The organism is Serratia sp. Ser99, from assembly GCF_024519545.1.
GTDB classification, from domain to species: domain Bacteria; phylum Pseudomonadota; class Gammaproteobacteria; order Enterobacterales; family Enterobacteriaceae; genus Serratia; species Serratia liquefaciens.
In genome coordinates this window covers 204,849-231,292 of sequence record NZ_JALJRT010000003.1, presented here as the reverse complement: position 1 = coordinate 231,292, position 26,444 = coordinate 204,849, and the positions used below count along the sequence as shown (strand labels likewise).

The 26,444-nt window shown below is 54.4% G+C and carries 22 protein-coding genes; 6 read left to right on the top strand and 16 right to left on the bottom strand.

Features of this window, described 5'->3' with window-relative positions:
• The 6 genes from NR114_RS08755 to NR114_RS08730 form a co-directional block, all read right to left on the bottom strand.
• The gene (locus tag NR114_RS08755; protein ID WP_048759592.1) at positions 1-687 is read right to left on the bottom strand and encodes an MOSC domain-containing protein; all 687 of its coding nucleotides are present in this window, start codon (positions 685-687) and stop codon (positions 1-3) included.
• Between the two features lie 231 nt (positions 688-918).
• A complete protein-coding gene (gene amtB / locus NR114_RS08750) occupies positions 919-2,205 on the bottom strand; it encodes an ammonium transporter AmtB (RefSeq protein WP_020825504.1) in 1,287 nt (428 codons plus the stop codon).
• 36 nt (positions 2,206-2,241) lie between these two features.
• The gene (gene glnK, locus NR114_RS08745) at positions 2,242-2,580 is read right to left on the bottom strand and encodes a P-II family nitrogen regulator (protein ID WP_012005549.1); all 339 of its coding nucleotides are present in this window, start codon (positions 2,578-2,580) and stop codon (positions 2,242-2,244) included.
• A gap of 292 nt (positions 2,581-2,872) precedes the next feature.
• Positions 2,873-4,651, bottom strand: a complete 1,779-nt coding sequence (locus NR114_RS08740) for a SmdB family multidrug efflux ABC transporter permease/ATP-binding protein (RefSeq protein WP_020825503.1) — start codon at positions 4,649-4,651, stop codon at positions 2,873-2,875.
• Complete coding sequence (locus NR114_RS08735; protein ID WP_046374345.1) at positions 4,644-6,419, bottom strand: SmdA family multidrug ABC transporter permease/ATP-binding protein; 1,776 nt, start codon at positions 6,417-6,419, stop codon at positions 4,644-4,646. Before NR114_RS08735 ends, NR114_RS08740 begins: the two co-directional genes overlap by 8 nt.
• 97 nt (positions 6,420-6,516) lie before the next feature.
• Positions 6,517-6,978 (bottom strand): Lrp/AsnC family transcriptional regulator, encoded by a 462-nt coding sequence (locus NR114_RS08730; protein WP_044548705.1) that lies wholly within the window; start codon positions 6,976-6,978, stop codon positions 6,517-6,519.
• 122 nt (positions 6,979-7,100) lie between these two features.
• Here NR114_RS08730 and NR114_RS08725 point away from each other — a divergent pair, with 122 nt between their 5' ends.
• Positions 7,101-8,141, top strand: a complete 1,041-nt coding sequence (locus NR114_RS08725; RefSeq protein WP_020825500.1) for a PLP-dependent cysteine synthase family protein — start codon at positions 7,101-7,103, stop codon at positions 8,139-8,141.
• Between the two features lie 61 nt (positions 8,142-8,202).
• Here the strand turns inward: NR114_RS08725 and cof are convergent, their stop codons facing one another.
• The gene (gene cof / locus NR114_RS08720) at positions 8,203-9,027 is read right to left on the bottom strand and encodes an HMP-PP phosphatase (protein WP_234528985.1); all 825 of its coding nucleotides are present in this window, start codon (positions 9,025-9,027) and stop codon (positions 8,203-8,205) included.
• A gap of 103 nt (positions 9,028-9,130) precedes the next feature.
• Between cof and NR114_RS08715 the strand changes: the two genes are divergently transcribed.
• Together NR114_RS08715 and queC are read left to right on the top strand one after the other, a co-directional pair.
• Positions 9,131-10,879 (top strand): SgrR family transcriptional regulator, encoded by a 1,749-nt coding sequence (locus NR114_RS08715; protein ID WP_234528994.1) that lies wholly within the window; start codon positions 9,131-9,133, stop codon positions 10,877-10,879.
• A gap of 97 nt (positions 10,880-10,976) precedes the next feature.
• Positions 10,977-11,675, top strand: coding sequence for a 7-cyano-7-deazaguanine synthase QueC (gene queC / locus NR114_RS08710; protein WP_020825497.1), 699 nt, complete (start codon positions 10,977-10,979; stop codon positions 11,673-11,675).
• Positions 11,676-11,710: 35 nt separating this feature from the next.
• On the opposite strand, the gene NR114_RS08705 is transcribed toward queC, so the two are convergent.
• The 9 genes from NR114_RS08705 to bolA all read right to left on the bottom strand — a co-directional run bounded on the left by NR114_RS08705 (position 11,711) and on the right by bolA (position 22,578).
• Positions 11,711-12,124 carry a thioesterase family protein gene (locus NR114_RS08705; RefSeq protein ID WP_020825496.1) on the bottom strand — a complete coding sequence of 138 codons (414 nt, stop codon included), beginning with the start codon at positions 12,122-12,124 and terminating at the stop codon, positions 11,711-11,713.
• A gap of 155 nt (positions 12,125-12,279) precedes the next feature.
• A complete protein-coding gene (locus NR114_RS08700) occupies positions 12,280-12,669 on the bottom strand; it encodes a ComEA family DNA-binding protein (RefSeq protein WP_115059846.1) in 390 nt (129 codons plus the stop codon).
• Between the two features lie 139 nt (positions 12,670-12,808).
• The gene (gene ppiD / locus NR114_RS08695) at positions 12,809-14,692 is read right to left on the bottom strand and encodes a peptidylprolyl isomerase (protein ID WP_046374348.1); all 1,884 of its coding nucleotides are present in this window, start codon (positions 14,690-14,692) and stop codon (positions 12,809-12,811) included.
• A gap of 182 nt (positions 14,693-14,874) precedes the next feature.
• Positions 14,875-15,147: a nucleoid-associated protein HU-beta gene (hupB, locus tag NR114_RS08690; RefSeq protein ID WP_006319790.1), complete on the bottom strand. Its 273-nt coding sequence runs from the start codon at positions 15,145-15,147 to the stop codon at positions 14,875-14,877.
• A gap of 216 nt (positions 15,148-15,363) precedes the next feature.
• Positions 15,364-17,718: an endopeptidase La gene (gene lon / locus NR114_RS08685; protein WP_020825493.1), complete on the bottom strand. Its 2,355-nt coding sequence runs from the start codon at positions 17,716-17,718 to the stop codon at positions 15,364-15,366.
• Positions 17,719-17,912: 194 nt separating this feature from the next.
• Entirely contained in the window at positions 17,913-19,184 is a 1,272-nt protein-coding gene (gene clpX, locus NR114_RS08680; RefSeq protein WP_020825492.1) for an ATP-dependent protease ATP-binding subunit ClpX, read from the bottom strand.
• Positions 19,185-19,347: 163 nt separating this feature from the next.
• Positions 19,348-19,971 (bottom strand): ATP-dependent Clp endopeptidase proteolytic subunit ClpP, encoded by a 624-nt coding sequence (clpP, locus tag NR114_RS08675; protein WP_020825491.1) that lies wholly within the window; start codon positions 19,969-19,971, stop codon positions 19,348-19,350.
• Between the two features lie 621 nt (positions 19,972-20,592).
• Complete coding sequence (tig, locus tag NR114_RS08670) at positions 20,593-21,897, bottom strand: trigger factor (RefSeq protein ID WP_020825490.1); 1,305 nt, start codon at positions 21,895-21,897, stop codon at positions 20,593-20,595.
• Positions 21,898-22,263: 366 nt separating this feature from the next.
• Positions 22,264-22,578: a transcriptional regulator BolA gene (gene bolA, locus NR114_RS08665; protein ID WP_004940361.1), complete on the bottom strand. Its 315-nt coding sequence runs from the start codon at positions 22,576-22,578 to the stop codon at positions 22,264-22,266.
• Positions 22,579-22,943: 365 nt separating this feature from the next.
• Here bolA and NR114_RS08660 point away from each other — a divergent pair, with 365 nt between their 5' ends.
• From NR114_RS08660 to cyoA, 3 genes are all read left to right on the top strand, one after another.
• On the top strand, positions 22,944-23,522 hold the full coding sequence (locus NR114_RS08660; RefSeq protein WP_006319785.1) for a lipoprotein: 579 nt from the start codon (positions 22,944-22,946) through the stop codon (positions 23,520-23,522).
• A gap of 53 nt (positions 23,523-23,575) precedes the next feature.
• A complete protein-coding gene (gene ampG, locus NR114_RS08655) occupies positions 23,576-25,054 on the top strand; it encodes a muropeptide MFS transporter AmpG (RefSeq protein ID WP_020825489.1) in 1,479 nt (492 codons plus the stop codon).
• A gap of 439 nt (positions 25,055-25,493) precedes the next feature.
• Positions 25,494-26,441, top strand: a complete 948-nt coding sequence (gene cyoA, locus NR114_RS08650; RefSeq protein WP_041414273.1) for a cytochrome o ubiquinol oxidase subunit II — start codon at positions 25,494-25,496, stop codon at positions 26,439-26,441.
• Positions 26,442-26,444 lie beyond the last annotated feature (3 nt).

The window sequence follows — 26,444 nt, the reverse complement described above, 5'->3', positions numbered from 1 at the left end:
TTAATCCTTTTTTCCATGCAATCTTGGCGACCAATCTTCAACAGCCCCAGTGAGCAATCTTTTCATAAACAGTTTCCGCCAAGAGGCAACCAAGGGTAATTCCAACATACTGGTCAGGGTTTCTTCATCAAGAGATTTGGTAAAAATAACTTTCATTATCTCCTGCAAACTCCATTTATCATTGGTCCTGTTAATCAAGGTAATTTCATCGCCCAAACCGACATTTCCCTGCTGAATCACCCTAAAATACCAACCGGTGCGGTAGTTAATTTGTAGCATTTCCGAAAAATAGGGAATGTCGAATCTGTCATTTAACTTCCAACAGGGTAATCGACCTTGTGAAACCTCCACTACTGCCGTCCCTATGCTAAAAATGTCGCCGACAAAGACCTGACTTTCATCCAAACCGATAGTGCTTAAATTCTCGCCAAATGCGCCGGCATTCTCGAAAAAGGGACAGTCGGGAAATTCTGCCTTCCACTTTTTATAATGTTCCAATGGATAAACGTGTACCGCCTTTTCCGGTCCGCCATGTACCTTCAGGTCGCCGATCTCATCACCCTCAATGCCTTCATAACCTACTGAAACCAGATGATTAACCTCTTTTTTGAATATGCCGGTAAAGCTGTCAGGACGAGTGAAAGGAACCACTTTTCCTAGGTAAACAGAATTCACTATTCCTTTCATCGTTATCTCCCACTTAATACGTATTAATACAAACAAATAAAACAAACAGTACAAACCAAAGCCATTATAGAAAAAGCACTTGATAATGCAATTAATATAAGGTCAATAAAAACAGTGCATTACTTAAAAAGGGGGAATATCGTTAAAAAAGAAAAAGGGCGATGTCTCCATCGCCCTTTCTGCATCATCATTATTTTTCGAGTTATTTAGCGCACTGCCCTTCTTCAAGGCTTATTGGTTATAGGCACTCTCACCATGGCTGTTGACGTCCAGACCTTCGCGCTCCTGCTCTTCCGGTACGCGCAGCCCGACGATAGCACCTGCCACTTTGAAGGCAATGAAGGCGGCCACTCCAGACCATACCAGCGTGATCACCACGCTCAACAGTTGGATCCACACCTGATGCCCCATGGTAACACCTTCTGCGTACCCGGTTCCGCCCAGCGAGGCGGAGGTGAACACGCCGGTCAGCAAGCATCCGACGATGCCGCATACGCCATGTACACCGAACACATCGCAGGTATCGTCCACTTTCAGCCATTTCTTCAGCGTGACCACGCCCCACAGACCGGCAATGCCACCGACCAGGCCGATAATCAACGCCCCGCCAACCCCTACGGTACCCGCAGCAGGCGTGATGGCAACCAGCCCGGCGATACAGCCGGAACAGGCCCCCAGCAGAGAAGGTTTACCGCGCACAATCCACTCGGCAAAAGTCCAGGAAAGAATAGCGCCTGCGGTTGCCACTACGGTGTTCAGGAAAGCCAGGGCCGCAATGCCGTTAGCCGCGCTGGCAGAACCGGCGTTAAAGCCGAACCAGCCGATATACAGGATAGAAGCGCCGGTAAATACCATCGGCAGGTTATGCGGTTTGAAAGCTTCCTTACCGAAACCAGCACGCTTGCCGAGCAGATAAGCGCCCACCAGGCCGGCACTTGCCGCATTGATATGCACCACGGTGCCGCCGGCAAAGTCCAACGCGCCATCAGCGGCCAGGAAGCCACCGCCCCACACCATGTGGGCAATCGGCAGGTAGGAAATGGTGAACCAGATAGCGGCGAAAATCACTACCGCCGAGAAGCGGATACGCTCGGCAAAGCCCCCCACCACCAGCGCGACGGTGATACAAGCGAATGAACACTGGAACGCTACGTGGATCATCTGGCTAAAGGTCCCGGTGACGCTGTCAATGCCAATGCCTTTCAGCATCGCCGTCTGGAAACCACCGAAGAAGGCATTACCTTCGCTGAAAGCCAGACTGTAGCCATAAAGCACCCACAGAACACACACCAATGCGAAGGTGACGGTGACCTGGGTCAGCATGGAGAGCACGTTTTTGGAGCGCAGCAAACCACCGTAAAACAAAGCGACACCCGGCAAGGTCATGAACAGCACCAAAGCGGTGCAAATCATCATGAAGGCGTTGTCAGCCTTGTCTGCGACCGCCGGAGCGGCCAGGGCCAAAGAAGGAACCATGGTTACCGTACTCAGGCCCAACATGGATAAAAGTTTTTTCATTATCAATCCATCCCCATTACTTTACTGAGCCTGTGATTACAGTGCTGCTTCGTCTGTTTCGCCGGTGCGAATGCGAATGACACGTTGCAATTCGGCAACGAAAATTTTGCCGTCACCGATTTTGCCGGTGTACGCCGCTTTACTAATCACATCAACCACTTCATCCAACTGATCGTCGGCGATAGCGATGTCGATTTTTACTTTAGGTAAAAAGTTGACGCTGTATTCGGCTCCGCGATAGAGCTCAGCGTGCCCCTTCTGGCGACCAAAGCCTTTTACTTCGCTTACGGTCAGCCCCTGAATGCCTACAGAGGATAGGGCTTCACGCACGTCCTCCAGCTTGAATGGTTTAATCACCACGGTCACCAGCTTCATATTGCCCCTCCACGAATTAAGCCCAAACTCACCCCGGTACGAGACTTATAAAGCAAAGGCTATGCCACAAATGGTTTTGTACGCGGATTCAGCAAATTAACCGGCAGGATGGGGATCTGGCATGCGACGAGCGGCTAATAGCGCGCGACCAACTGATGGGCTGATTAAATATTGCGCACTAATTTGGTGCGTAGCGCGTCGAAAAAGTGCAGCGAGAGGGATTTTAAACGGACTTGTGCCTGTTTGTGGTGCGTGGCGACAAAAGAAAGGGGCCGTTAAAACGGCCCCCAGATCATGCGGGTTGTGTTTCTTCGCGATTGGCAGCGGCCAATTCTTCACCCACCAGTTGCAGCTGGTACATCTGGTAGTAACGCCCCTGCTGAGCCAACAGTTGCTGATGATTGCCCTGCTCGACCGCCTGACCCCGGTGCAGAACCAGAATGGAATCGGCATCGACAATGGTCGACAATCGGTGAGCGATCACCACCAGCGTGGTATGTTCACGAATCAAACGCAGTGCACGCTGAATCGCTTGCTCAGTACCTGAATCGATGTTGGCGGTCGCTTCGTCGAGGATCAGGATCTGCGGCGCCTGCACCAACACCCTGGCCATCGCCAATAGCTGTTTCTGGCCCACCGACAGGTTGTTACCCTGCTCGCCCAGCCGGGTGTGAATCCCCTGCGGGAAGCTGCGTACCAGCTCAGCCAATTGCACCGTTTCCAGCGCCTGCCACACTATCTCTTCACTGATGTTACGGCCCAGCGTAACGTTGGCCAGCACCGATTCGGCGATCACCACCGGATCCTGCTGCACCATTGCCACCCCCTGCCGCAACGTACGGTGCGACAGACTGGCCAGCGGACGACCATCGAGACGGACTTCGCCCTGATTGACCGGGTAATACCCCATCAGCAGGTTGGCCAGCGTGCTCTTGCCGCTGCCGGTATGCCCCACCAAGGCCACAAAACCCCGCGACGGCACCGACAGCGAAATATGCTGCAGCACCTTTTTGTCATCGCGGTAGGCAAAGCTCAGGTCTTCAATATCAATGCGGCCACTCTCGAGCGGGCGATCGTCCGTTCCATAGCTCTGTTGACGGCGATCCATCAGTTCGAAAATACGCTCACCGGCCACCACCGCCTGCTGCAGAATCGACTGCTGCGACGTCAGCTCAATCAACGGCTCATTCAGACGCCCGAGGTAGTTGATAAAGGCATAGAGCACGCCCACGCCAATGCTTCCCTCACCGCTGAAGCCAAACAACATCAGCAGGCCACACAGCACCAGCGCCGAAAACAGGCTGAGCAGCGGACGCAACAGGAAACCATCCAGCCGCAGAGTCTGCATACGCGCGGTGTAGTGCGAACGGCTGGCGGCGCTCATGCGTTCACCAAAGCGGATCTGCTGGCGGAACTGCTGGATCACGCCCATGCCGTTGATCACTTCGTTAAAGCCGTCGTTGATGTCTGCCAGATAGCTGCGCACCCGGCGCACAATCGGGATGCTGTAGTATTGGTAAATGCCCATCACCACAAACACCGCCGGGAAGATGCAGATCGCCACCAGCGCCATACGCCAGTCCAGGCTGAACATCGCCACCAGCATGGCGCCAATCAGCGCAGCGCTTTTCAATACGGTGGACACTACCATGACGTACAGGTCTTTAATCACCTCGGTGTCATTGGTCACTCGCGAGATCAACTGCCCCACCGGCTGCGTATCAAAAGCGCTGAGCGGCTGACGCAACGCGGCGTCCATCACGTCGGTACGCAGGCGTTGAACCACCCCGACCGCGGCCTGGTTGAACAACAACGCTTGAAAATAGTGCAGCGCCGCCGCTAACAGCTCCAGCAGAATATAGGCCGCCGCCAGCCCGCAGACGATCATCAGCGGCAACTGGCCCTTAGCCACATAGTTATCGATAAAATAACTGATCAGGATCGGTCCGGCGACTTCCGCTGCCGCCGCAACCCACAACATCAACACCGCCAGCCCCAGAGGTTTGCGGTATGGCGATCCATAAGCCAGCAACCGTTTCAGCGTCGGCCACAGCTTTTGCATCTTATTCATTGGCCAGTATCTCCTCGCCGCTTTCCGGTGCCTCATCCAGCGCCGCTTCCAGTTGCTGATAGCGGTACATATCGCGGTACCAGCCCGGTTGGGCCGCCAGGGACGCATGTTCGCCACGCTGAGCCACGCCGCCGTGTTGTATCACCAGAATTTCGCTGGCTTCGGTCAGTGCCGAAAGCCGGTGCGCGCTGATAATCACCGTCCGGTTTTGTCCCCAACTGCGCAAATTGTGCAGGATTTGGTGTTCGGTTCGACCATCTACCGCCGACAACGCATCGTCGAGGATCAAGATTTCTGCATCCAGTAACAATGCACGGGCAATAGAAATACGCTGTTTCTGGCCGCCGGACAGCATCACGCCACGCTCACCCACTTCAGTTTCATAGCCTTGCGGCAGGCGCATAATGTCTTCATGCACGCTGGCCAACTGGGCCGCACGCTCAATCTGTTCCTGCGTCGCGCCCGGATTCCCCAGCGCAATATTGTTGGCCACGCTGTCCGAGAACAAGAATGGCGTCTGACTCACCACAGACAGTCGCGAGCGCCAGTCGTCGAGCTTCACCTGGGTCAGCGGCAATCCCTGATAGCTAATCTGACCATCATCCACATCAAACTGGCGCTGGATCAACGACAGTAACGTTGACTTACCGGCACCGGTCGGGCCACACAGGCCAAGCATCTGACCCGGCTCCAGCTTCAACGTGACATCGTGCAACGCCGGGTGCTGGTTGCCAGGATAGTGGAAGGATCGGATATCGACGGCCAGGCTGCCACGCCCCGCCGGCAATGGATACTCACCGTCGGTCACTGCCGGCGCTTCCTCCAGCAGGCTGCGAATGCGACCGTATGCCGCACTGCCGCGTTCAACAATGTTGAACATCCAGGCCAGCGCCAGCATCGGCCAAATCATCAGGCCGAGGTACATCACGAAGCTGGTCAGTTGCCCAAGCGTCAGAGAGCCATTGACCACCATCCAACTGCCACCGCCGATAGCCAACAGATTGGCGGTACCGATAGCGATGTAAATCGTCGGGTCAAAACGCGCATCTACCCGCGCTACGTGCATATTTTTGGCGCCGGTTTGGGCGGCCACTTCGGCAAATTGATTGGATTGGTGATCCTCCAGACCAAACGCCTTAATCATGCGGATGCTGGTCATGCTTTCCTGCGCCTGATCGTTCAGGCTGGAGAACGCCGCCTGCGCCGATTTAAAGCGCTGATGCAACTGATCGCCGTAATACTTGATAACGATCGCCATGATGGGCATAGGGATCAACGACAGCAGCGTCAACTGCCAGCTAATTTGGGTGCTCATCACCACCAGCACCGCCAAGCCCATTACCAGCGAATCGACCAGCGTCAACACCCCTTCACCGGCAGCGAAAACGACCCGATCGACATCATTGGTGGCACGTGCCATCAGATCGCCGGTACGGTGGCGCAGATAGAAAGCCGGGTTCTGGCGGCTAAGCTGGCGGTAGAAATTTTCACGCAGTTCGACGGCAAGCTGATAAGACGCGCCAAACAGCAACACTCGCCATACGTAGCGCAGCAGGTAGACCACCACGGCGGTGCCGAGCATCAGCCCCAGCCATGCCATCAGCACGCCGCTGGACATCTGTTTTTCGGTAATACCGTCGACAATGATCCCCACCAGCTTGGGTGGCAACAGCTGCAGAATGGCAATGATGATCAACAGCACCACTGCCCCCAGGTAGCGGCGCCACTCGCGGCGGAAGTACCAGCCGATTTGGGTAAATAGTCTCACGCAGTTTTATTCCAGGATGTAGATGTAATAGTTTTTTCTCTCGATCTGCCTCAGCAGAGTAGGATACCACCGTTACTTTGCCAATTTGGTGAACTTTTCACTCAGGAACCGGCAGGGCGGTGGTGTATTTGATTTTTTCCATCGCGAAGCTGGAGGTGACGTCGATCAGCCCAGGTACCCCGTTCACCAAACGCTTGTAAAAGCTGTCGTAGCTCTTCATATCTGCCACTTCGACCTGCATCAGGTAATCGTACTCCCCCGCCATGCGGTAAAATGCCAGCACCTCCGGCATCTGCTGGGTCAGTTGCACGAACGTCTGATACCACTCGCTGCTGTGCTGCTGGGTTTTGATCAGCACAAATGCCGTCAGGCCCAACCCGAGTTTTTCATTATCCAGCAGCGCGACCCGCCCACGGATATAGCCTTCCTCTTCCAGCCGTTTCAGCCTTTTCCAGCAAGGCGTCGACGTCAGATTGACCGCATCGGCCAGCGCCTGCAGCGGCTGGGTGCAGTCCTGTTGCAGCATGCACAGTAACTTACGGTCTGTTTTATCTAACATTTCGTCAACCAGGAGAAAAATTTTCTCTCATTAAGCGATTAAACAGGAAAAATGGCAATCCTTTTTTCCCGGCAGCAGGCTATATTATGCAGCAAATAAGCCCCCTATTCTGAGGCCAGACGATGACAAACTCTTGGGTAAAATATGCTATCGGTGAAATAGAAGCGGATTTCCAACGCTCCGCCGACACGCACCTGATCCGCCTGAACCTGCCCGAATTTCCCGGTATCTGCCTGTACCTGAAAGATGAAAGCACTCACCCGACCGGCAGCCTGAAGCATCGGCTGGCGCGCTCGCTGTTCCTGTACGGCCTGTGCAACGGCTGGATAACCGAAAACACCACGATTATCGAAGCCTCTTCAGGTAGCACCGCCGTGTCCGAAGCTTACTTCGCCCGGCTGATTGGCCTGCCGTTTATTGCCGTGATGCCTTCCTGCACGGCACGCCGCAAGGTTGAGCAAATTGCGTTTTACGGCGGCCGCTGCCATTTCGTCGATCACGCGGCACAGATTTACGCGGTCTCCGAGCAGTTGGCGCAAGAACTGAACGGCCACTATATGGATCAGTTCACCTACGCCGAACGCGCCACCGACTGGCGTGGCAATAACAACATCGCCGACAGCATCTTCCGCCAGATGGCGCGTGAACCCTTCCCTGTCCCTAAACATATCGTGATGAGCGCGGGCACCGGCGGCACATCTGCAACGCTGGGACGCTATATTCGCTATCAGGGGCACGACACCCGCTTGACGGTCGTCGATCCGGAAAACTCGGTATTCTATGATTGTTTCCACCAGCGCGATCGCACCTTGATCGGCAGCTGTGGCAGCAGGATCGAAGGTATTGGCCGCCCGCGCGCCGAACCCTCGTTTATCCCGTCGGTGGTCGACAGCATGCTGCGCGTTCCGGACGCGGCCAGCGTTGCTACCATTCATTGGCTGGAAACGGTACTGGGCCGTAAAGTAGGCGCCTCCACCGGTACTAATGTATGGGGCGCGCTGCAATTGGCAAAACAGATGCGGGAAAATGGCGAACAGGGTTCTATCGTCACCCTGCTATGCGACAGCGGTGAGCGCTATCTGGATACCTACTACAACCCTGAATGGGTGAGAAACAATATCGGCGATCTGACCCCGTATCTGGCGCAACTGGCAGACTTGTAATCGCACCCGGCAGGCGAAAAAAAGCCGGGTAAGTCATACCCGGCCGGCTGCCAATAAAGCCTCATAATTCGGGGGAATAGGTGAGGTAAGGTGAACGCAGCCAATGTTGCAAATAGTGAGCCACCGCCTGCTGTTCGCAATGGCCGATAACCTGTAGTTGTGGCAGTGAAGACTTCAGCTGCGGCAGGGCATTGCCCATCACCACGCCGTGCCCTACCGTCGCCAGCATTTCCCTGTCGTTCATGGCATCGCCAAACGCCATGCAGTCCGCCATCTTCAGCCCCAGATGGCGGCTCAACGTATCCAGCGCGGTGCCTTTGTTACACCCCAACGGCAAGACCTCCAGGCACTCATAGGCAGAGAAACAGAGATCAACGCGTGTTCCAAACTGTTCTCGTAGCTGAATCTGTAGCTTAAGCAGTTCCACATGTGGTCCAACGAAGCACACCTTGCTGTTGCCGAAGGCCGGTAAACGACGCACTGCGGTAAGCTGATAACGGAAGCCGCTCAGATGATGAGCCCGTAACATTTCTTCCGGTACCGCAAACTCGGTCATCCAGCCTTCGTCACGGAAGACGTGCATGCTGGCAACCGTATGCCAATGGGTGTGCAGCACCTCTTCGGCTATGTCAGCAGGCAAATCGGTGGCGTGAAGTTGTTGCCCCTGATGATCGTAAACCCGCGTACCGTTGCCGGTAATCAGATAGCCTTGCAGACCCAGTTGCGCCATGATCGGCTGCGCGTCCAGGTAGTGACGCCCGGTAGCAAAGGTGACAACCATCTCCCGTTCAACCAGTTGCTTTAGCACCGCCAGAGTTTCCGGCCCGACCCGGTGATCCGGTGTCAACAATGTGCCATCCATATCAAAAGCCGCCAGGCGATACATAAAGACCTCATGAATGTGAACGCGATTACAGTCCCTGCAGTATGAGATGGTATTTGCGGAAGTAATAGTGAACAATTCTGGAAAACTGTTCCGGATTTCCATCATGCGCCTGACCCATCGTCTCAGCCAGTATCAACGCCTGTATCAACAGCTCGGCGCTGCGCCGGTGGCCATCACCATCGGCGAACTCGCAGCCCTGTTCTATTGCAGCGAGCGCCATGCTCGCACGCTGGTACAACAGCTACAGGATCAGGGCTGGCTAAGCTGGCAGTCACAGCCCGGTCGCGGCAAGCGGGCTCGCCTGCAGTGTTTGAAAACCCCGGACGAGCTGCGCGCCGCCCACTTGCAGCGCTTGCTGCATGACGGCGACCACCAGGGCGCGTTGGAAATGGCGCAGTTGGCGCCGCAGCATTTGCAGGAGTTGCTCAGCCCGCATCTCGGCGGCCAGTGGCAAGCAGGCAGCCCAACGCTGCGTATCCCCTATTACCGCACGCTGGAATCTCTGGATCCACTGACCCTGACCGGCCGCGCCGAACAACATTTGGTTGCCACCCTGCATGCCGGCCTGACGCGCTTCATTACCGGCAATCCTGAACCGCAATCCGATCTGGCCCATCACTGGCAAATCAGCCATGACGGCCTGCGCTGGCAGTTCTTCCTGCGCAGCCAATTGCGCTGGCACAACGGTGAAATGCTGACCGGCCAGCAGCTGTTGCAAACGCTGGAAAAGCTGCAACGACACCCTCGCAGTCGCCCCAGCCTGGCCAACGTTAAGGCCATCAGCCTGCCGCATGCGCTGTGTCTGCAGTTTGATTTACAGCATCCCGACTACTGGTTGGCGCATCGTCTGGCGGAATTGCCTTGCCTGCTGACCCACCCGGAGGCCGCAGGCATTGGCGCTGGCCCTTTCAAACTGACGCTAAACGAGGCGCATTTGGTACGGCTGGAACAGCATCCGTTTTACCATTTGCAGCATCCTTATCTTGAGAGCATCGAGTATTGGATCACTCCGGAGCTACAGGTCGACGCGGCTTACACCAGTTGCCAGCACCCGGTGCGCATAACCATCGGCCAGCAGGAAGAGATGGCGCTGGCACGGCCGGTGCAACGCAGCATGAGCCTGGGCTGGTGCTATCTGGCGGTCAATTTGAAACACGGCGTGCTCAACGAAGCCCAGGGCCAAAAACTGCTGATGTTGATCCAGCAATCTGGCCTGTTGGCCAATCTGCCGGTACCAAACAGCGTCATCACCCCCAGCCACGAAATGCTGCCAGGCTGGGCCATCCCTCGGCATCAGGTCGATGATGAGATAGCCCTTCCCGCCAAATTGACGCTGCTGTATCGGCCACCGGTAGAACTGGAAACGGTCACTGTGGCTCTGCAGCAGCTGTTGGCACGCCACGGCTGCGAGCTGGAACTGCGTTATTACGCGGGTAAACGCTGGCAAAGCGCCGAACAAATCGAACAGGCCGACCTGCTGCTGGCCGATAACCTGATCGGTGAGTCACCGGAAGCGACGCTGGAAAGCTGGCTGCGGCAAGATACGCTGTGGCGCGGTATTCTGCCCGACGATCGCTGGCGACATCAGCAGCAGACGCTGCAGCAGATCCAACAGTTACCTGTACAGCAACCGCGTTATGAGCAGTTGAAAGAGTATTATCAGCAGCTGATGAGGGCGGCGATCATCACGCCCTTGTTTCACTATCAGTATCAGATCAGCGCACCGCCGCGCATTCATGGGGTTACCCTGACCGCCCATGGCTGGTTCGATTTCTGTCAGGCCTGGCTGCCGCCGCCGCTGGACTCGACAGAGCCGCTTTCCCCAGACTTAATGGGCCCGGCCCAGCGGTAACCCGCTATTTCTGCTACCATTGCTGCCGCAACGCATTTTTATCCTACCGCCCGAGTGTTCATCGGGTAGGGTCTCAGCACTAAATTGAGGTAATTTTATGAAACGCGCGGTTGTCGTTTTCAGCGGTGGACAAGATTCCACGACCTGCTTGATTCAGGCATTGCAGCAGTACGACGAAGTTCACTGCGTCACCTTCGATTACGGTCAGCGCCATCGCGCCGAGATTGAGGTGGCTCAAGCGCTGTCGGTGGCCCTTGGGGCCAAGGCGCATAAACTGCTGGACGTTGGCCTGCTCAATGAACTGGCGATCAGCAGCCTGACCCGTGACAATATCCCGGTTCCGGCTTACGGCAGCACCGAGGCCAACGGGTTGCCGAGCACTTTCGTGCCGGGCCGTAATATTCTGTTCCTGACGCTGGCGGCGATTTATGCCTACCAGGTCGAAGCCGAGGCGGTGATCACCGGCGTTTGCGAAACCGATTTTTCCGGTTATCCCGACTGCCGCGACGAATTTGTCAAAGCGCTGAACCAGGCAATAGTACTGGGCATCGCCCGCGATATCCGTTTTGAAACGCCACTGATGTGGCTGAACAAGGCTGAGACCTGGGCACTGGCAGATTACTACCATCAGTTGGATCTGGTTCGGCAGGAAACCCTGACCTGCTACAGCGGTATTAAAGGCGACGGCTGCGGTGAATGTGCCGCCTGTCACCTGCGCGCCAACGGCCTGACGCAATACCAAATCAACAAAGCGGAAGTGATGGCGAGCCTGAAACAGAAGACCGGCCTGGTCTGAGTGAATAACGGCGGCAAACATTGCCGCTCGTTGCTTTACCCTTCTTCCGACAGCGTGAGCACCTGAAGGTGTTCGCGCAGTTGCCCTTCAATCGGCAACGCCCGCTGAGTTTTCAAATCGACGCAGACAAAGGTCAGCATCGCATCCGCGACCGGCGCGCCCGTGGCATCCTGCGTCACCTTTTGGCTCAGCACGCCGCTTTTACCGTTAAGCTGCACCATCTGACTGTCGATACGCAACTTGTCTCCCAGCACCGCCGGCGTGCGGTAATTGATATTGATATTAACCACGATAAAGGCGATGTTGTTTTCCGTCATCCAACGGAAGCCCTCCTGGTTCTCCAGCCAATCCCAGCGCGCCTCCTCGAGAAATTCGAGATAGCGCGCATTGTTAACATGTTGGTAAACATCGAGATGATAACCACGGACTTTGATAAAGGTCTGATGCATAGGGAACGGCCACTCCTGCCTGGTGATTACAGAAAGAAGGAGCCACTGATGGCTCCTTCACCCGTTTGGTCAAGTCGCCAAACTGGTAAGACCTGTAAAATGTAGCAGAGGAAAAAGGGCTGCATCGGCACTTTGCCATGCAGCCGTGATAGATATCACATTTTGAGCCGCGCACGGTTCCGTTCAAACAGGGCGGGCCCAATACCCGGCACTTCCTGAAGCTGCTCAATCTGCGTAAAAGGACCATTCTGCTCACGGTAGCGCACGATGCTTTCCGCTTTCTTCAAACCCACCCCCTTCAGTACACTGGCCAACTGCTCGGCATCGGCCTGATTGATACTGACCGATGCCTCATCGTCGATGCCGACTGCGGCTTCAGTGCCTTGCCCTGCTTTCACCGCCGGTGCTGATAACACCGGCTGACCGGTCGTGCTCTTTTCCTCAGCGGCCATCGATGGCCCGGCCAAACCTATCAGGGCTGCGGCCAGCAAAACTTTGAGGCTGAAACCATATCCATTAACCGCTTTCATTTCTGCAAGTTGCATGCTGTATCCTCCTTGTGTTTAACAGCAAGCTCACCTTGCCGCAGCGGGTGAACTTCAGCAATTGGCGGATAACAGATATGGAAAAGGCCGCGAAAGCGGCCTTTTGGAATTGCATTGCGTTGCAGAAAACTGCGGCGCGTTACTGAGGCTGTTGCTGCTCAGCGGCGCCCATGGTGATTTTGGCTTCTTTACGCAAGCTGGCCAGCAGCGAGTCAAAGGAGACGCCGGTAGCGCCTTCTTCCATTTTGCTGACGAAGGTTTTCATTTCTTCCGCCGACAGGCTGCCTGGCGTCACGGCATCAAGTGCAATCAGCACTACGTTGTCCTGACGGTCTTGCGACATGCCGTATACCGGTTTGCCTTCCTGCGGGTGCGGCAGCGCGAACACGCTCTGCACCAGTTGGCTGTCTTCCGGCGCGCGTGCCATCTTCTGCACGCTGCCAAAGCTCAGGCCGGCCGCTTTCATCGCTTCGTCGCCCTTGCCCTGTTTCAGCTCAACCAACAGCTTTTCGCCCTGCAGTTTCGCTTCCTGTTCGGCTTTGTTGCGCTTGACCAATTCCGCCACGCGATCTTTTACCTGATCGAACGGCTCAATGCCTTCTGGCTTGTGGCCTGAAACGCGGATCACGAAGGCACGGTCGCCATCAACGGTGATTACATCGGAGTTGCTGCCCGGAGAGCCGCCTTCGCCAATCAGTGAACCGTCGAAAATCGACTGGACGACAGGTTTGAAGTTCAGCGCAGCCGGAATGTTGTCGCGGGTGAACCAATCGGTCTGAGTCGCTTTCACACCGGCGGCTTCTTCGGCTGAGGCCAGAGATTCGTTATCGCTGGTCGCCGCTTCACTCACCTTTTGCTGCAGCGCATAATAGGCGTCTACCGCCTTCTCCTGCTTAACCTGCTTAGCGATGGCATCACGCACTTCGCTAAGCGGCTTCACTTTTTCCGGCTCGATGTCGTTCAGACGTACGACCAGATAGCCCACAGAGGACTTCACTGCACCGGAAAGCTGGCCTTTTTCGGTCAGGTTTGCCTGTTTCAGCTCGTCTGCCGTGGTGTCCGGTTCCAGCCAGCCCAGCTCGCCACCGGTACGGCGTGAGATGATGTCGGTGGATTTTTCTTTCGCCAGGGTGGCGAAATCGCCGCCTTTTTTCAGCTCGTCCAGCACCGCATTGGCTTCCGCCTCGGTTTTCAGCTGGATCACGCTGTAATTCTTGCGCTCAGGCTGGCCGTAGCTGCTTTTGTGCTGGTCGTAATAGGCGCTGATATCCGCATCGGCTACCGTCACCTTGTCCTGCATAGAGGCGGCGTCCATCGGAATGTAGCTTACTTTGACCTGCTCCGGCGCAATAAAGCTGTTCTTGTTCTGGCTGTAGTAGTCTTTCAGCTCGTCGTCGGTCACGGTCTGCTTGGCCTGCAACGCTTTCAGATCCAGCGTAGCCAGGCGCACATCGCGCTGCTGCAGCACCAGTGACGTCATCCCTTGCGCTTCGGTTGGCAGGATGAAACCTGACTCGCCGAAGGCCTGGATCACCTGCTGATTAACCAACTGCTGACGCATTGACTGCGCAAAGTTATCGGCGGTGTAACCCATGCGGCTAATCAGATCGAGATATTTAGCGTTATCGAACTGGCCGTTTGTCTGGAAGTAAGGCGCTTTACGGATGGCTTCTTTCACCTGATCGTCGCTGACGCTCAGGCCTAATTTCTTGGCATATTGGTCCAGCAGCATGTTGTCGATCAGCTGTGACAGTGCCTGATGGCGCATCTGCTGCATATAGCCTTCGTTGCCCGCCAGTACGGAGAACTGGTCACCCAACTGTTGCTGCATGCGGCTGCGTTCGCTTTGGAAAGCCTGTTCCAGCTGAGCACGCTCGATCACCTGGCCATTGACCTTCGCTGCATAATCACCGGCACTCCCCTGATAGCTGACCACCCCTGTCAAAAGAAATGACAAAATGATCAAGCCCAGGATGATTTTGAGCACGACGTGATTAGCTGCCGCGCGTAAATTGTCCATCATAGTGTGACAACACTCCGCTGTGATGTGGATTAAAAACACCCTTGTGCAGGCGCGTTCCCTGCGACAAAAATAAAAAAAGCGCATCAATCTGATGCGCCTTATATCTTACCTTACCAGCACCGTTGCGTCAGGTGATTGTTTATTGCTAAACCCTGCAACGCTAAACGGTTAGACGCAAACAATCAGTTTACTGCGTCTTTCAGCGCTTTCCCTGCACGGAAGGCCGGAACTTTGGCTGCCGCGATTTTGATCTCTTTACCGGTCTGTGGGTTACGGCCAGTACGGGCAGAACGCTCACGCACGGTGAAAGAACCGAAACCAACCAGCGCCACGTCATCCCCTTCCTTCAAGGATTCGGTAACAGATGCAATCACTGCATCTAAAGCACGCCCAGCTGCCGCTTTGGAAATATCAGCACCTGCGGCAATTTTGTCGATCAGTTGTGACTTATTCACTCTATCATCCCCTCTAGAATTCAATCGTCGCACCGGAAAATCCCTACGGTTGCGACAGCGCAGCTGTTATATCAATCCCATCGAACCTTGGCAAGCCACCGAAAGCGTGACAAAACGCGGGCCGACAGCTTTCTAACTTAGCGGTACAAAAAAAGACTGGCAAGTCCGAAATGACTTGCCAGCATAAGTTTTATCAATGGTTTTTGCGATTCGTCACTATTTTGCCGCTACCGGCAGTGCGCCGAAGGCCGGATTCTGCAACGCAAGGTTCAAAACCTCATCGATTCGCTGCACCGGATGAATCTCCAGATCGGCGATAACATTGTCCGGAATTTCTTCCAAATCGCGCTTGTTCTCATACGGGATCAGCACGGTTTTGATGCCGCCGCGATGCGCAGCCAACAGTTTCTCTTTCAAGCCACCAATCGGCAGTACCTGACCACGCAAGGTGATCTCACCGGTCATTGCCACATCGGCACGAACCGGGTTACCGGTCAGGCAAGACACCAGCGCGGTACACATAGCGATACCGGCACTCGGGCCGTCTTTCGGCGTCGCACCTTCCGGTACGTGCACGTGAATATCGCGCTTCTCGTAGAAATCAGCGTTGATACCCAGTTTGTCTGCACGCGCACGGACCACGGTCAGCGCAGCCTGAATCGATTCCTGCATCACTTCACCGAGAGAACCGGTGTAGGTCAGTTTGCCTTTGCCCGGCACGCACGCGGTTTCGATAGTCAGCAGATCGCCGCCCACTTCCGTCCACGCCAGGCCGGTGACCTGACCCACTCGGTTTTCGGTATCGGCACGGCCATAGTCAACGCGTTGCACACCCAAATAATCTTTCAGGTTGTCGCCGTTGATCTCGATATGCTTGATCTTCTTGTCCATCAGCAGCGTTTTCACCGCTTTACGGCACAGCTTGGAGATTTCACGCTCCAGGCTACGCACCCCGGCTTCGCGGGTGTAATAGCGGATAATGCCAATGATGGCGCTGTCGTCGACCGTCAGCTCACCTTTTTTCAGGGCGTTACGCTCAAGCTGCTTCGGCAGCAGGTGCTGCTTGGCGATATTGAGCTTCTCGTCCTCGGTGTAGCCGGACAGGCGAATCACTTCCATACGGTCCAGCAACGGCGCAGGAATGTTCATCGAGTTCGAGGTAGCAACGAACATCACGTCGGACAGATCGTAATCCACTTCCAGGTAGTGATCGTTAAACGCCACGTTCTGTTCCGGATCCAGCACCTCAAGCAGGGCAGAAGCCGGATCGCCACGCATGTCGGAAGACATCTTGTCGATTTCGTCCAGCAGGAACAGCGGGTTTTTCACCCCGACCTTGGCCATTTTCTGGATCAGTTTACCCGGCATCGAACCGATGTAGGTACGTCGGTGACCGCGAATTTCCGCTTCGTCACGCACGCCGCCCAGCGCCATACGCACGTACTGGCGACCGGTCGCTTTGGCGATCGACTGCCCCAACGAGGTTTTACCTACGCCAGGAGGCCCCACCAGACACAGGATAGGCCCTTTGATTTTGCTTACGCGGCTCTGTACTGCGAGATACTCAAGAATACGGTCCTTGACTCGCTCCAGGCCATAGTGATCGATATCGAGCACTTCTTGCGCTTTAACCAGGTCTTTTTTAACCTTGCTGCGCGCATTCCACGGCACCTGCAGCATCCAGTCGATGTAACCACGGACCACGGTCGCTTCCGCAGACATGGGTGACATCATTTTCAGCTTTTGCAGTTCCGCTTCGGTTTTTTCACGCGCGTCTTTCGGCATTTTCGCCGCTTCAATCTTGCGCTTCAGCGCTTCATGCTCGTCCGGCGCGTCGTCCATCTCGCCCAGTTCTTTCTGAATCGCCTTCATCTGCTCATTCAGATAGTACTCGCGCTGGCTTTTTTCCATCTGCTTTTTGACGCGGTTACGGATACGTTTTTCAACCTGAAGCAGGTCAATTTCCGATTCCATCATCGCCATCAGGTATTCCAGACGTTCGGTGATATCGAACATCTCCAGTACCGACTGCTTGTCGCTGAGTTTCAGCGGCATGTGCGCGGCGATGGTATCCGCCAGGCGTGCAGCATCGTCGATGCTGTTCAATGACGTCAGCACCTCCGGTGGAATTTTTTTGTTCAGTTTGATGTAGCCTTCAAACTGATTGATTGCGGTGCGCACCAGGACTTCTTGTTCACGTTCGTCAATCGCCGGTGACTCAAGATATTCTGCCTGGGCGGCAAAGTGCTCCCCGCTATCGGAAAGCGTAGTAATACGTGCCCGCTGTAGGCCTTCTACCAGCACTTTTACCGTGCCGTCTGGCAGTTTTAGCATCTGTAAAATCGACGCTACGGTGCCGACAGAGAACAAGTCATTAATGCCAGGTTCATCCGTTGAGGCCTCTTTCTGTGCCACCAGCATGATCTTTTTATCATGATCCATTGCTGCTTCGAGGCACCGAATCGATTTTTCCCGGCCAACAAATAACGGGATCACCATGTGCGGATAAACCACCACGTCGCGCAACGGCAAGACGGGGATTTCAATGCGTTCGGAACGCTCAGGGTTCATAGAGCTCTCTCTTAAGTTTAACTTCCGCCAGGTTGAGGGGAATCTCATGAGACGCAAGCATCAAACGTTTCATAAAATCTGGTTAATGAGTATATGGGGATGAATCTCTTACATTCAACGGCAAGAATGCAGGAAAAAGAAATGGGGGATAAAATCCCCCATTTTGACATTAACTTTCTGGTTTGACTGGCGAATTATTCGCCTGAAGCCTGTGCTTCCGGTTTGCCGTAAATCAGCAAAGGCTTGGACTGGCCGGCGATAACTGATTCATCGATCACCACTTTATCGACGCTGTCCATGGATGGCAGGTCATACATGGTGTCCAGCAACGCGCCTTCTACAATGGAGCGCAGACCACGTGCACCGGTTTTACGCGTCATGGCCTTCTTGGCGATGGCGTTCAGCGCTTCTTCACGGAATTCCAGTTCCACGCCTTCCAGATTGAACAATGCCTGATACTGTTTGGTTAAGGCATTTTTCGGCTCTTTCAGGATCTGGATCAGCGCTTCTTCGCTCAGTTCGCTCAGGGTTGCCACGACTGGCAGACGACCGATGAACTCAGGAATCAGGCCAAACTTGATCAGATCTTCCGGCTCAGCCTGCAGCAGCAGTTCGCCTTCGGTCGCTTTCTCAGCTTCACCCTTCACGGTCGCGCCGAAGCCGATACCGGAACCGGTATTGACGCGCTGACCAATCACCTTATCCAGGCCGGCAAATGCGCCGCCGCAGATAAACAGGATTTTCGAGGTATCAACCTGCAGGAATTCCTGCTGAGGATGCTTACGGCCACCCTGCGGCGGAACCGCGGCAATGGTGCCTTCGATCAGCTTCAACAGGGCCTGCTGCACGCCTTCACCCGACACGTCACGGGTGATGGACGGATTGTCTGACTTACGGGAAATCTTGTCGATTTCATCGATGTAGACGATGCCGCGTTGTGCTTTCTGCACGTCGTAGTCGCACTTCTGCAGCAGCTTCTGGATGATGTTCTCCACGTCCTCACCCACATAACCGGCTTCGGTCAGCGTGGTAGCGTCGGCCATGGTGAAAGGCACGTCCAGGAAGCGCGCCAGCGTTTCTGCCAGCAGAGTTTTGCCGCTACCGGTCGGGCCAATCAGCAGAATGTTGCTTTTGCCCAACTCGATACCGTTGCTGGTATCGCCGTTACGCAGCCGTTTGTAGTGGTTATACACCGCTACCGCCAGCACTTTTTTCGCCTGCTCCTGGCCAATGACATAGTCATCCAGGTGGTGGCGAATTTCGTGCGGCGTCGGCAGCGCACTGCGCTCACGATGCGGGGCAACTTCTTTAATCTCTTCGCGAATAATGTCGTTACACAGGTCAACACATTCATCGCAGATATACACTGACGGACCGGCAATCAGCTTACGCACTTCATGCTGGCTTTTGCCGCAGAAAGAGCAGTACAGCAGCTTTCCTGAACCGTCTTTGCGCTTATCTGTCATCAGTAAACCTCTTCTTTAGTCTTTGTCCCGCAGGAATATCACGGCGGCAGTGCGCCCAAAACGCATACCGGGAACGCCGATTATGCTCACCAGAGCGAGCTGCGCCCGCTCTGATTACTATAGCCTATCGGCTCGCACATATACCTCGCCAGCCGCGTGGTACTTACTTGCGGTGCGTCAGAATGCCGTCAACCAGACCGTATTCTACCGCTTCTTCCGCGGTCATAAAGCGATCGCGCTCGGTATCGCGTTCGATCTGCTCCAGTGACTGGCCGGTATGTTCTGCCATCAGCTCGTTCATGCGTGCCTTCACCTTCAGGATTTCACGCGCATGGATTTCAATATCCGTCGCCTGGCCCTGATAACCGCCCAGCGGCTGGTGGATCATCACGCGTGAGTTCGGCAAGCAAAAGCGTTTGCCCTTGGCACCTGCGGTCAGCAGGAAAGAGCCCATCGAGCACGCCTGGCCCATACAAATGGTGCTGACGTCCGGCTTGATGAACTTCATGGTGTCATAGATTGACATGCCAGCGGTGATCACGCCACCCGGGGAGTTAATGTACAGGTAAATGTCTTTTTCCGGGCTTTCCGCTTCGAGGAACAGCATCTGCGCCACAATCAGGTTGGCCATGTGATCTTCGACCTGGCCGGTCAGGAAAATAATGCGCTCTTTCAGCAGGCGGGAATAGATGTCGTAAGAACGCTCCCCGCGTGAAGTCTGCTCTACCACCATCGGCACCAGGGCCATGTTAGGTGCAAATTGATCTCGTTCGCCACTGTATGACATTACCGTCTCCTAATAGAAATTGCCTTGGCGGCCAGGGTTACACCCTATTACACCGATTCTACTTGAGAACGGTCATGATGACTATGCTCAAGCATTCGACCCGCGCCACACGTACCCGACGGTTTTTCTCATACCGCGCACTCTGGCAAACAGCCCATACCCATCATCTTTCAAGTCGCAGCGTTGTTACCTGATTACAAGACTCCTCAGTGGGTCTTGCCCCTTAGGGGCCGCTGCAAGCCGCGTTCAAATCTGTTCCCGACAGATTTGCCGCTCACCCCAGTGACTTACTCGAGTAAGCGCCTGAGGATGAGCAAGCTGGGCGCCTGACTGCGACTTGAAAGCTATAGGATATATACATTTTACAGATTGGGGCCGCTGACAGAATTTCAAGCCCAACTGCGTATTTTAACGCGGCCAGCATTGTCGACGATGACCATCATGCCAGACTGTCCCAAGAGCAACAGGGTAAATATAGTGCATATTGTCACGCTTAACCTGAGATTAATCAGCTACGTGGCAAAAAGAAAAGCCCGCAACCGAAGGTTACGGGCTTTTTTAACGCCGGGACCGGCAAGCCAGCCCCGAAGGCGCGTTAGATTGCGCCCTGGCGTACAGACATTACGCCTGTTGAGTCTGGTTCATCAGCTCGCTGAAGGTAGTGGCTTTTTCAGTCACTTTCGCTTTTGCCAGCAGGGCTTCAACCGCTTGTTCTTCCAGAGCAACGTTGCGCATGTTGTTCATCAGCTCTTTGTTTTTGCTGTAGAACTCAACAACTTCACTTGGATCTTCGTAAGCGGAGGCCATTTCTTCGATCAGCGTCTTAACGCGATCTTCGTCAGCTTTCAGATCGTTGGTGCTGATCACTTCGCCCAGCAGCAGGCCAACAACTACGCGACGCTTAGCCTGCTCTTCGAACAGTTCGCGTGGCAGTTCCAGCGCTTGCTTCTCGTTGCCGCCGAAACGCTGTGCAGCCTGACGGCGCAGAACGTCAACTTCGCCGTCGATCAGCGCAGCAGGAACGTCGATTTCGTTAGCGCTGACCAGGCCGTCGATTGCCTGAGTCTTGATGCGGTTACGCACTGCGCCTTTCAGCTCGCGCTCCATGTTTTTACGCACTTCAGCACGCAGGCCTTCGATAGAACCATCAGCCACGCCGAAACGTTTGATGAATTCTTCAGTCAGCTCTGGCAGCTCACGCTCTTCCACTTTCTTCAGAACGATAGCGAATTTAGCCGCTTTGCCCTTCAGGTTTTCAGCGTGGTAATCTTCTGGGAAGTTAACGTCGATAGTGAATTCTTCACCGGCTTTATGACCGACCAGACCTTCTTCGAAGCCTGGGATCATGCGGCCCTGGCCCATAGCCAGTACGAAGTCAGAGGCTTTGCCGCCTTCAAACTCTTCGCCATCGATAGAACCGGAGAAATCTACGGTTACGCGGTCTTCAGCTTGCGCTGCGCGATCGCTGTCTTTCCAAGTCGCCTGCTGCTTGCGCAGGGTGTCCAGCATGGTGTCAACGTCGGCGTCGTTAACTTCAACAACCGGCTTCTCAACTTCGATGCTGTCCAGGCCTTTCAGCTCAACTTCCGGATACACTTCGAATTCAACCGCGAAAGTGAAATCTTCACCTTCTTTGTACTCGCCCGGCACGTAGTTTGGTGCGCCGGCCGGATTGATCTTTTCTTTGATGATCGCATCAACAAAGCTGCGTTGCATCGCTTCGCCCAGCACATCTTGACGAACGGAAGCGCCATAACGTTGCTCAACGATGTTCATCGGTACATGGCCTTTACGGAAGCCATCGATACGAACGCTTTTTGCCGCGTTGATCAGCTCTTTTTTAATAGCCTGCTTGATAGTATCAGCGGGTACAGTAATAGAGAGACGGCGCCCAAGGCCTTGAGTGGTTTCTACTGAAACTTGCATCTTGTTACCTCAAAAAAATCACAGTGCTCGGTCAACTCCGTTCCAAGAACCAGGACGGCTACATTACAGAACCGAGTTTCCTGATGACAGAAGCGTCCCGAAACCATTCCGGAAAAATAAGACGCGACATTATAGCGGCGCAAGCGGAGCGAGTCGAGGAAAGCAAGGCGGCGGCGGCGCGCTAAAACTCACACTTTTGCCGATTTGATCGCCAAAAGGCCGCCGAAGCCGACCCGGCCTTCGCTGCATTACACATCGGCTATGTCGTCGTCAAAAACAGAAACGGCCCGCAGGCCGTTCCAAAATTCGTCTGTAGTAATACCCCAAATCGTGGTCAAAGTTCCACTGATACCGCAAATTTAGCCGTCAGGCCAAGGTTCCGGCCCCACGACAAGGCGGAGACGCCGGCACGGTATCCTGCAACCCTTCCCACTCTTTCAGGGTGTAGGTGTGCAACGCCAGCGCATGTACGCCATCCGCCAACTCCTCTGACAGCACGCCGTAAATCGAACGATGCCGCGTCAGGAAGCGTTCGCCAACGAAGCGATCGCTAACCAATACCACCTTGAAATGGCTTTCTGAACCCGCCGGAACGTTATGACGATAACTTTCATCAACGACTTCCAGATACGCGGGCTCAAACGCCGCCCTTAACTTTGCTTCTATTTGCTCGCGAATCATAGGATCTCCTTACTACACCGGCAGAGGACCGCCCCCATCTATTTCAATCTTAGCCGCTTTCGTCCCTTTTAGACCATTCCTCAGGTAAATTTCTCTTTTTTGCGGACAAAAAACGGTCAACATCCGCCGTCGCTTGAGGTTTATCTGATTGAGACGGCCAAAAAAGCATGTTTTTATCAACGGCAGGTAAAAATTTGTCACTCCATTGCGTTCTGCGCTTCCTCCGGCCGGCGGCGATGCTATGATGTCGACAATTTGTTGTTGGCTATCCCGCTCTGATTATTACAGAAAGCTTGCTCAAACCCGCTTCGTTAATATCGGCAGTTTGCGGCGGCTTAAAATCCATCGAGAATGAGACAGTAACTATGTTAAAAAAACTTTGCCTTCCACTGTTGGCCGCTCTGATGCTGGCCGGCTGTGCCACCAGCAGCAACACCCTGAACGTAACGCCGAAGATCGTCCTGCCGCAGCAGGATCCGACCCTGCAGGGCGTGACCATCAGCATTAACGGCGCGGATCAGCGTCAGGACCAGGCGCTGGCGAAAGTGAACCGCGACGGCCAGTTGGTCACGTTGACGCCATCACGCGATCTGCGCTTCTTGCTGCAGGAAGTGCTCGAGAAACAAATGGGCGCACGCGGCTACATGATTGGCGCTGACGGCGCAGTTGATCTGCAAATCGTGGTCAATAACCTGTATGCAGACGTTTCCGAAGGCAACCTGCGCTACAACATCACCACCAAGGCCGATATTTCTATTACCGCCCAGGCCAAAAACGGCAACAAGCAGGTGAAAAACTACCGTTCAACCTATAACGTTCAGGGTGCCTTCACGGCAACCAACGAGAAAATCACTAACGCGGTCAACACCGTGTTGGGCGACGTTATTGCCGATATGGCGCAAGACACCAGCGTCAACGACTTCATCAAGCAAAACGCGCGTTAATCCGCGAACGCCTTGTGCCGCCCGAACCATCGGGCGGTGCAGACAGGGAACTCATGTCGAAACAGTATCTGAATATCTTCACCCAGCGTAATTCCGCCATCCTCCTGCTGCTGGGCTTCGCGTCGGGTCTGCCCTTGGCACTGACCTCCGGCACGCTGCAAGCCTGGATGACCGTCGAAAACATCGATCTGAAAACCATCGGCATTTTTTCGCTGGTCGGCCAGGCCTATGTGTTCAAATTCCTCTGGTCGCCCTTTATGGATCGCTACACCCCGCCCTTTCTCGGGCGTCGGCGCGGCTGGCTGCTGATCAGCCAGCTGTTGCTGGTGGTGTCGATTGTGGCGATGGGCTTTATGCAGCCGGCACAGCACCTGTGGTGGCTGGCGGCATTGGCGGTACTGGTGGCGTTCTGTTCTGCGTCACAGGATATTGTTTTTGACGCCTATAAAACCGATCTGCTGAGCGCAGAAGAGCGCGGCACCGGTGCCGCCGTCTCGGTATTGGGTTACCGGCTGGCGATGCTGGTGTCCGGTGGGTTGGCGCTGTGGCTGGCGGACCGCTACTTAGGCTGGCAGTCGACCTATTGGTTGATGGCCGGTTTGATGTTGATCGGTATTGTTGCCACCCTGCTGGCGCCTGAACCCGACGACAGCATTCCGGCACCGCGCACCATGGAGCAGGCGGTAGTCGCTCCGCTGCGTGATTTCTTTGCGCGTAACAATGCCTGGCTGATTTTACTGCTGATCGTGATGTACAAGATGGGCGATGCCTTTGCCGGCAGCCTGAGCACCACCTTCCTGATTCGTGGCGTTGGCTTCGATGCCGGTGAAGTCGGCTTGGTCAACAAAACGCTCGGCCTGTTCGCCACCATCGTCGGCGCACTATTCGGCGGCGTGCTGATGCAACGCCTCAGCCTGTTCCGTGCCCTGATGCTGTTCGGCATTCTGCAGGCGGTTTCCAATCTCGGCTATTGGATCCTCGCGGTCACCGATAAAAACATCATGACCATGGGCAGTGCCATCTTCCTGGAAAACCTGTGCGGTGGCATGGGCACTGCGGCCTTTGTCGCGCTGCTGATGACGCTATGCAACAAGTCATTTTCCGCCACCCAGTTTGCCCTGCTGTCGGCGTTATCTGCCGTCGGACGGGTATACGTCGGGCCGATTGCCGGATGGTTTGTTGAAGCACACGGCTGGCCACTGTTCTATTTATTCTCGATCGTTGCCGCGGTGCCTGGTCTGCTGCTGTTGCACCTGTGCCGTCAGACGCTGGAATATACTCAACGTACAGATAACTTCATGCCGCGTACCGAATTCCGCCAATTTTACCGCTGGGCATTGCGCCTGCTGACGGTTGGCTGCTCCTTGCTGGGCCTGTGGCTGCTCCTGCTTATCACCAATGCGCTCGACTGGACCCTCTTGCCGAACCTGGCCGATCGGTTACTGCAGATGGGCGCCGCGCTGAGTCTGGTAGGTATTGCGATGGGGAGCCTGCTGGACTATCTGGCACTGCGTCGAACCCGGCTGGCCTGATCGAGTCGACCGGCCATCGTGCCGGTCGACAAAAACGCATCAGAGTGATGTATTTATTTAGTTAAAAAATATAATTCCTGTCCAAATTATTTTTTTATCCGAGTACGGCGCTCGGAAATAAAATTAAATTCACCTTTAAGACACAATTATTTTACATTAAATAAACCTTTCATTCGTATTTCAAAAAAGCGTTTTCACCTGCAAGATTCATCATACCTTTAGTTTTCCTTAACATACGAATTACCCGGAACGATTCAGCGCGCCAACGCGTTGTTGCCATTAGTAAATTGTCACGTAGCGTGACATCTGTGACACCCTTAACAGAAAGTGTCAACAAGGCGCTGACACTCCCTTAAGCATGTTTACAGTACTGCAACCTTCCCGTAAAATGCCCGCACACATGAAACGACAATAGAGCCTTTGTAATTGAGGTCGTTAGATGAGACTTAAGAAATACAATAAAAGTATTGGGATGTTGTCATTAATTGCCTCCACTGTAATGCTCAGTGGTTGCAATATGGTATTGATGAATCCCAAAGGAGCAATTGGTGTTGAGCAACGGACACTGATTATCACTGCAATCGCATTGATGTTGATCGTGGTGATACCAGTTATCTTTATGGCGTTCGCCTTTGCCTGGAAGTACCGTGCTTCCAACAAAGACGCCAAATACAGTCCGAACTGGTCACATTCCAACAAGATCGAAGCGGTCGTCTGGACCATCCCTATCATTATCATCGCCATCCTGGGCACCATTACCTGGAAGACTACCCACGAACTGGATCCGTTCAAGCCGATTGTCACTGACAAGAAGCCGATGACGATCGAAGTGGTGTCGCTCGACTGGAAATGGCTGTTTATCTACCCGGAACAAGGTATCGCGACGGTTAATGAGCTGGCCTTCCCGAAAGATGTTCCAGTCGAATTCAAGATCACCTCTAACTCGGTAATGAACTCGTTCTTTATTCCTCAGTTAGGTGGGCAGATTTATGCGATGGCCGGGATGCAGACCAAACTGCACCTGATCGGCAATGAAGCAGGCAAATACGACGGTATTTCAAGCAGCTTCAGCGGTCGCGGGTTCTCCGGCATGAAATTCACCGCCATTGTCACCCCAACCGAAGGCGACTTCGATCAGTGGGTTGCCAAGGTGAAAGCATCGTCGAATAACCTAAACGCCACCAGCGACTTTAACAAACTGGCAGAGCCGAGTGAAAACAACCCGGTCGAGTACTTCTCCAGTGTCAAACCGAATTTGTTCAAAGAAACTATTGGCAAATTCATGGGTGATATGGACATGCACAAAGGCGCTACCGCGCACGAAGGTATGGACATGAGCCAGGGTATGGACATGGGTGAACATGCTCACGCCGGAGCCGAGGAATAAACT

Coding starts and splice junctions, on each gene's coding strand:
- NR114_RS08755 (WP_048759592.1), bottom strand. CDS start 687: ATGAAAGGAATAGTGAATTCTGTTTACCTAGGAAAAGTGGTTCCTTTC.
- amtB (WP_020825504.1), bottom strand. CDS start 2,205: ATGAAAAAACTTTTATCCATGTTGGGCCTGAGTACGGTAACCATGGTT.
- glnK (WP_012005549.1), bottom strand. CDS start 2,580: ATGAAGCTGGTGACCGTGGTGATTAAACCATTCAAGCTGGAGGACGTG.
- NR114_RS08740 (WP_020825503.1), bottom strand. CDS start 4,651: ATGAATAAGATGCAAAAGCTGTGGCCGACGCTGAAACGGTTGCTGGCT.
- NR114_RS08730 (WP_044548705.1), bottom strand. CDS start 6,978: ATGTTAGATAAAACAGACCGTAAGTTACTGTGCATGCTGCAACAGGAC.
- NR114_RS08725 (WP_020825500.1), top strand. CDS start 7,101: ATGACAAACTCTTGGGTAAAATATGCTATCGGTGAAATAGAAGCGGAT.
- cof (WP_234528985.1), bottom strand. CDS start 9,027: ATGTATCGCCTGGCGGCTTTTGATATGGATGGCACATTGTTGACACCG.
- NR114_RS08715 (WP_234528994.1), top strand. CDS start 9,131: ATGCGCCTGACCCATCGTCTCAGCCAGTATCAACGCCTGTATCAACAG.
- queC (WP_020825497.1), top strand. CDS start 10,977: ATGAAACGCGCGGTTGTCGTTTTCAGCGGTGGACAAGATTCCACGACC.
- NR114_RS08705 (WP_020825496.1), bottom strand. CDS start 12,124: ATGCATCAGACCTTTATCAAAGTCCGTGGTTATCATCTCGATGTTTAC.
- NR114_RS08700 (WP_115059846.1), bottom strand. CDS start 12,669: ATGCAACTTGCAGAAATGAAAGCGGTTAATGGATATGGTTTCAGCCTC.
- ppiD (WP_046374348.1), bottom strand. CDS start 14,692: ATGATGGACAATTTACGCGCGGCAGCTAATCACGTCGTGCTCAAAATC.
- lon (WP_020825493.1), bottom strand. CDS start 17,718: ATGAACCCTGAGCGTTCCGAACGCATTGAAATCCCCGTCTTGCCGTTG.
- clpX (WP_020825492.1), bottom strand. CDS start 19,184: ATGACAGATAAGCGCAAAGACGGTTCAGGAAAGCTGCTGTACTGCTCT.
- clpP (WP_020825491.1), bottom strand. CDS start 19,971: ATGTCATACAGTGGCGAACGAGATCAATTTGCACCTAACATGGCCCTG.
- tig (WP_020825490.1), bottom strand. CDS start 21,897: ATGCAAGTTTCAGTAGAAACCACTCAAGGCCTTGGGCGCCGTCTCTCT.
- bolA (WP_004940361.1), bottom strand. CDS start 22,578: ATGATTCGCGAGCAAATAGAAGCAAAGTTAAGGGCGGCGTTTGAGCCC.
- NR114_RS08660 (WP_006319785.1), top strand. CDS start 22,944: ATGTTAAAAAAACTTTGCCTTCCACTGTTGGCCGCTCTGATGCTGGCC.
- ampG (WP_020825489.1), top strand. CDS start 23,576: ATGTCGAAACAGTATCTGAATATCTTCACCCAGCGTAATTCCGCCATC.
- cyoA (WP_041414273.1), top strand. CDS start 25,494: ATGAGACTTAAGAAATACAATAAAAGTATTGGGATGTTGTCATTAATT.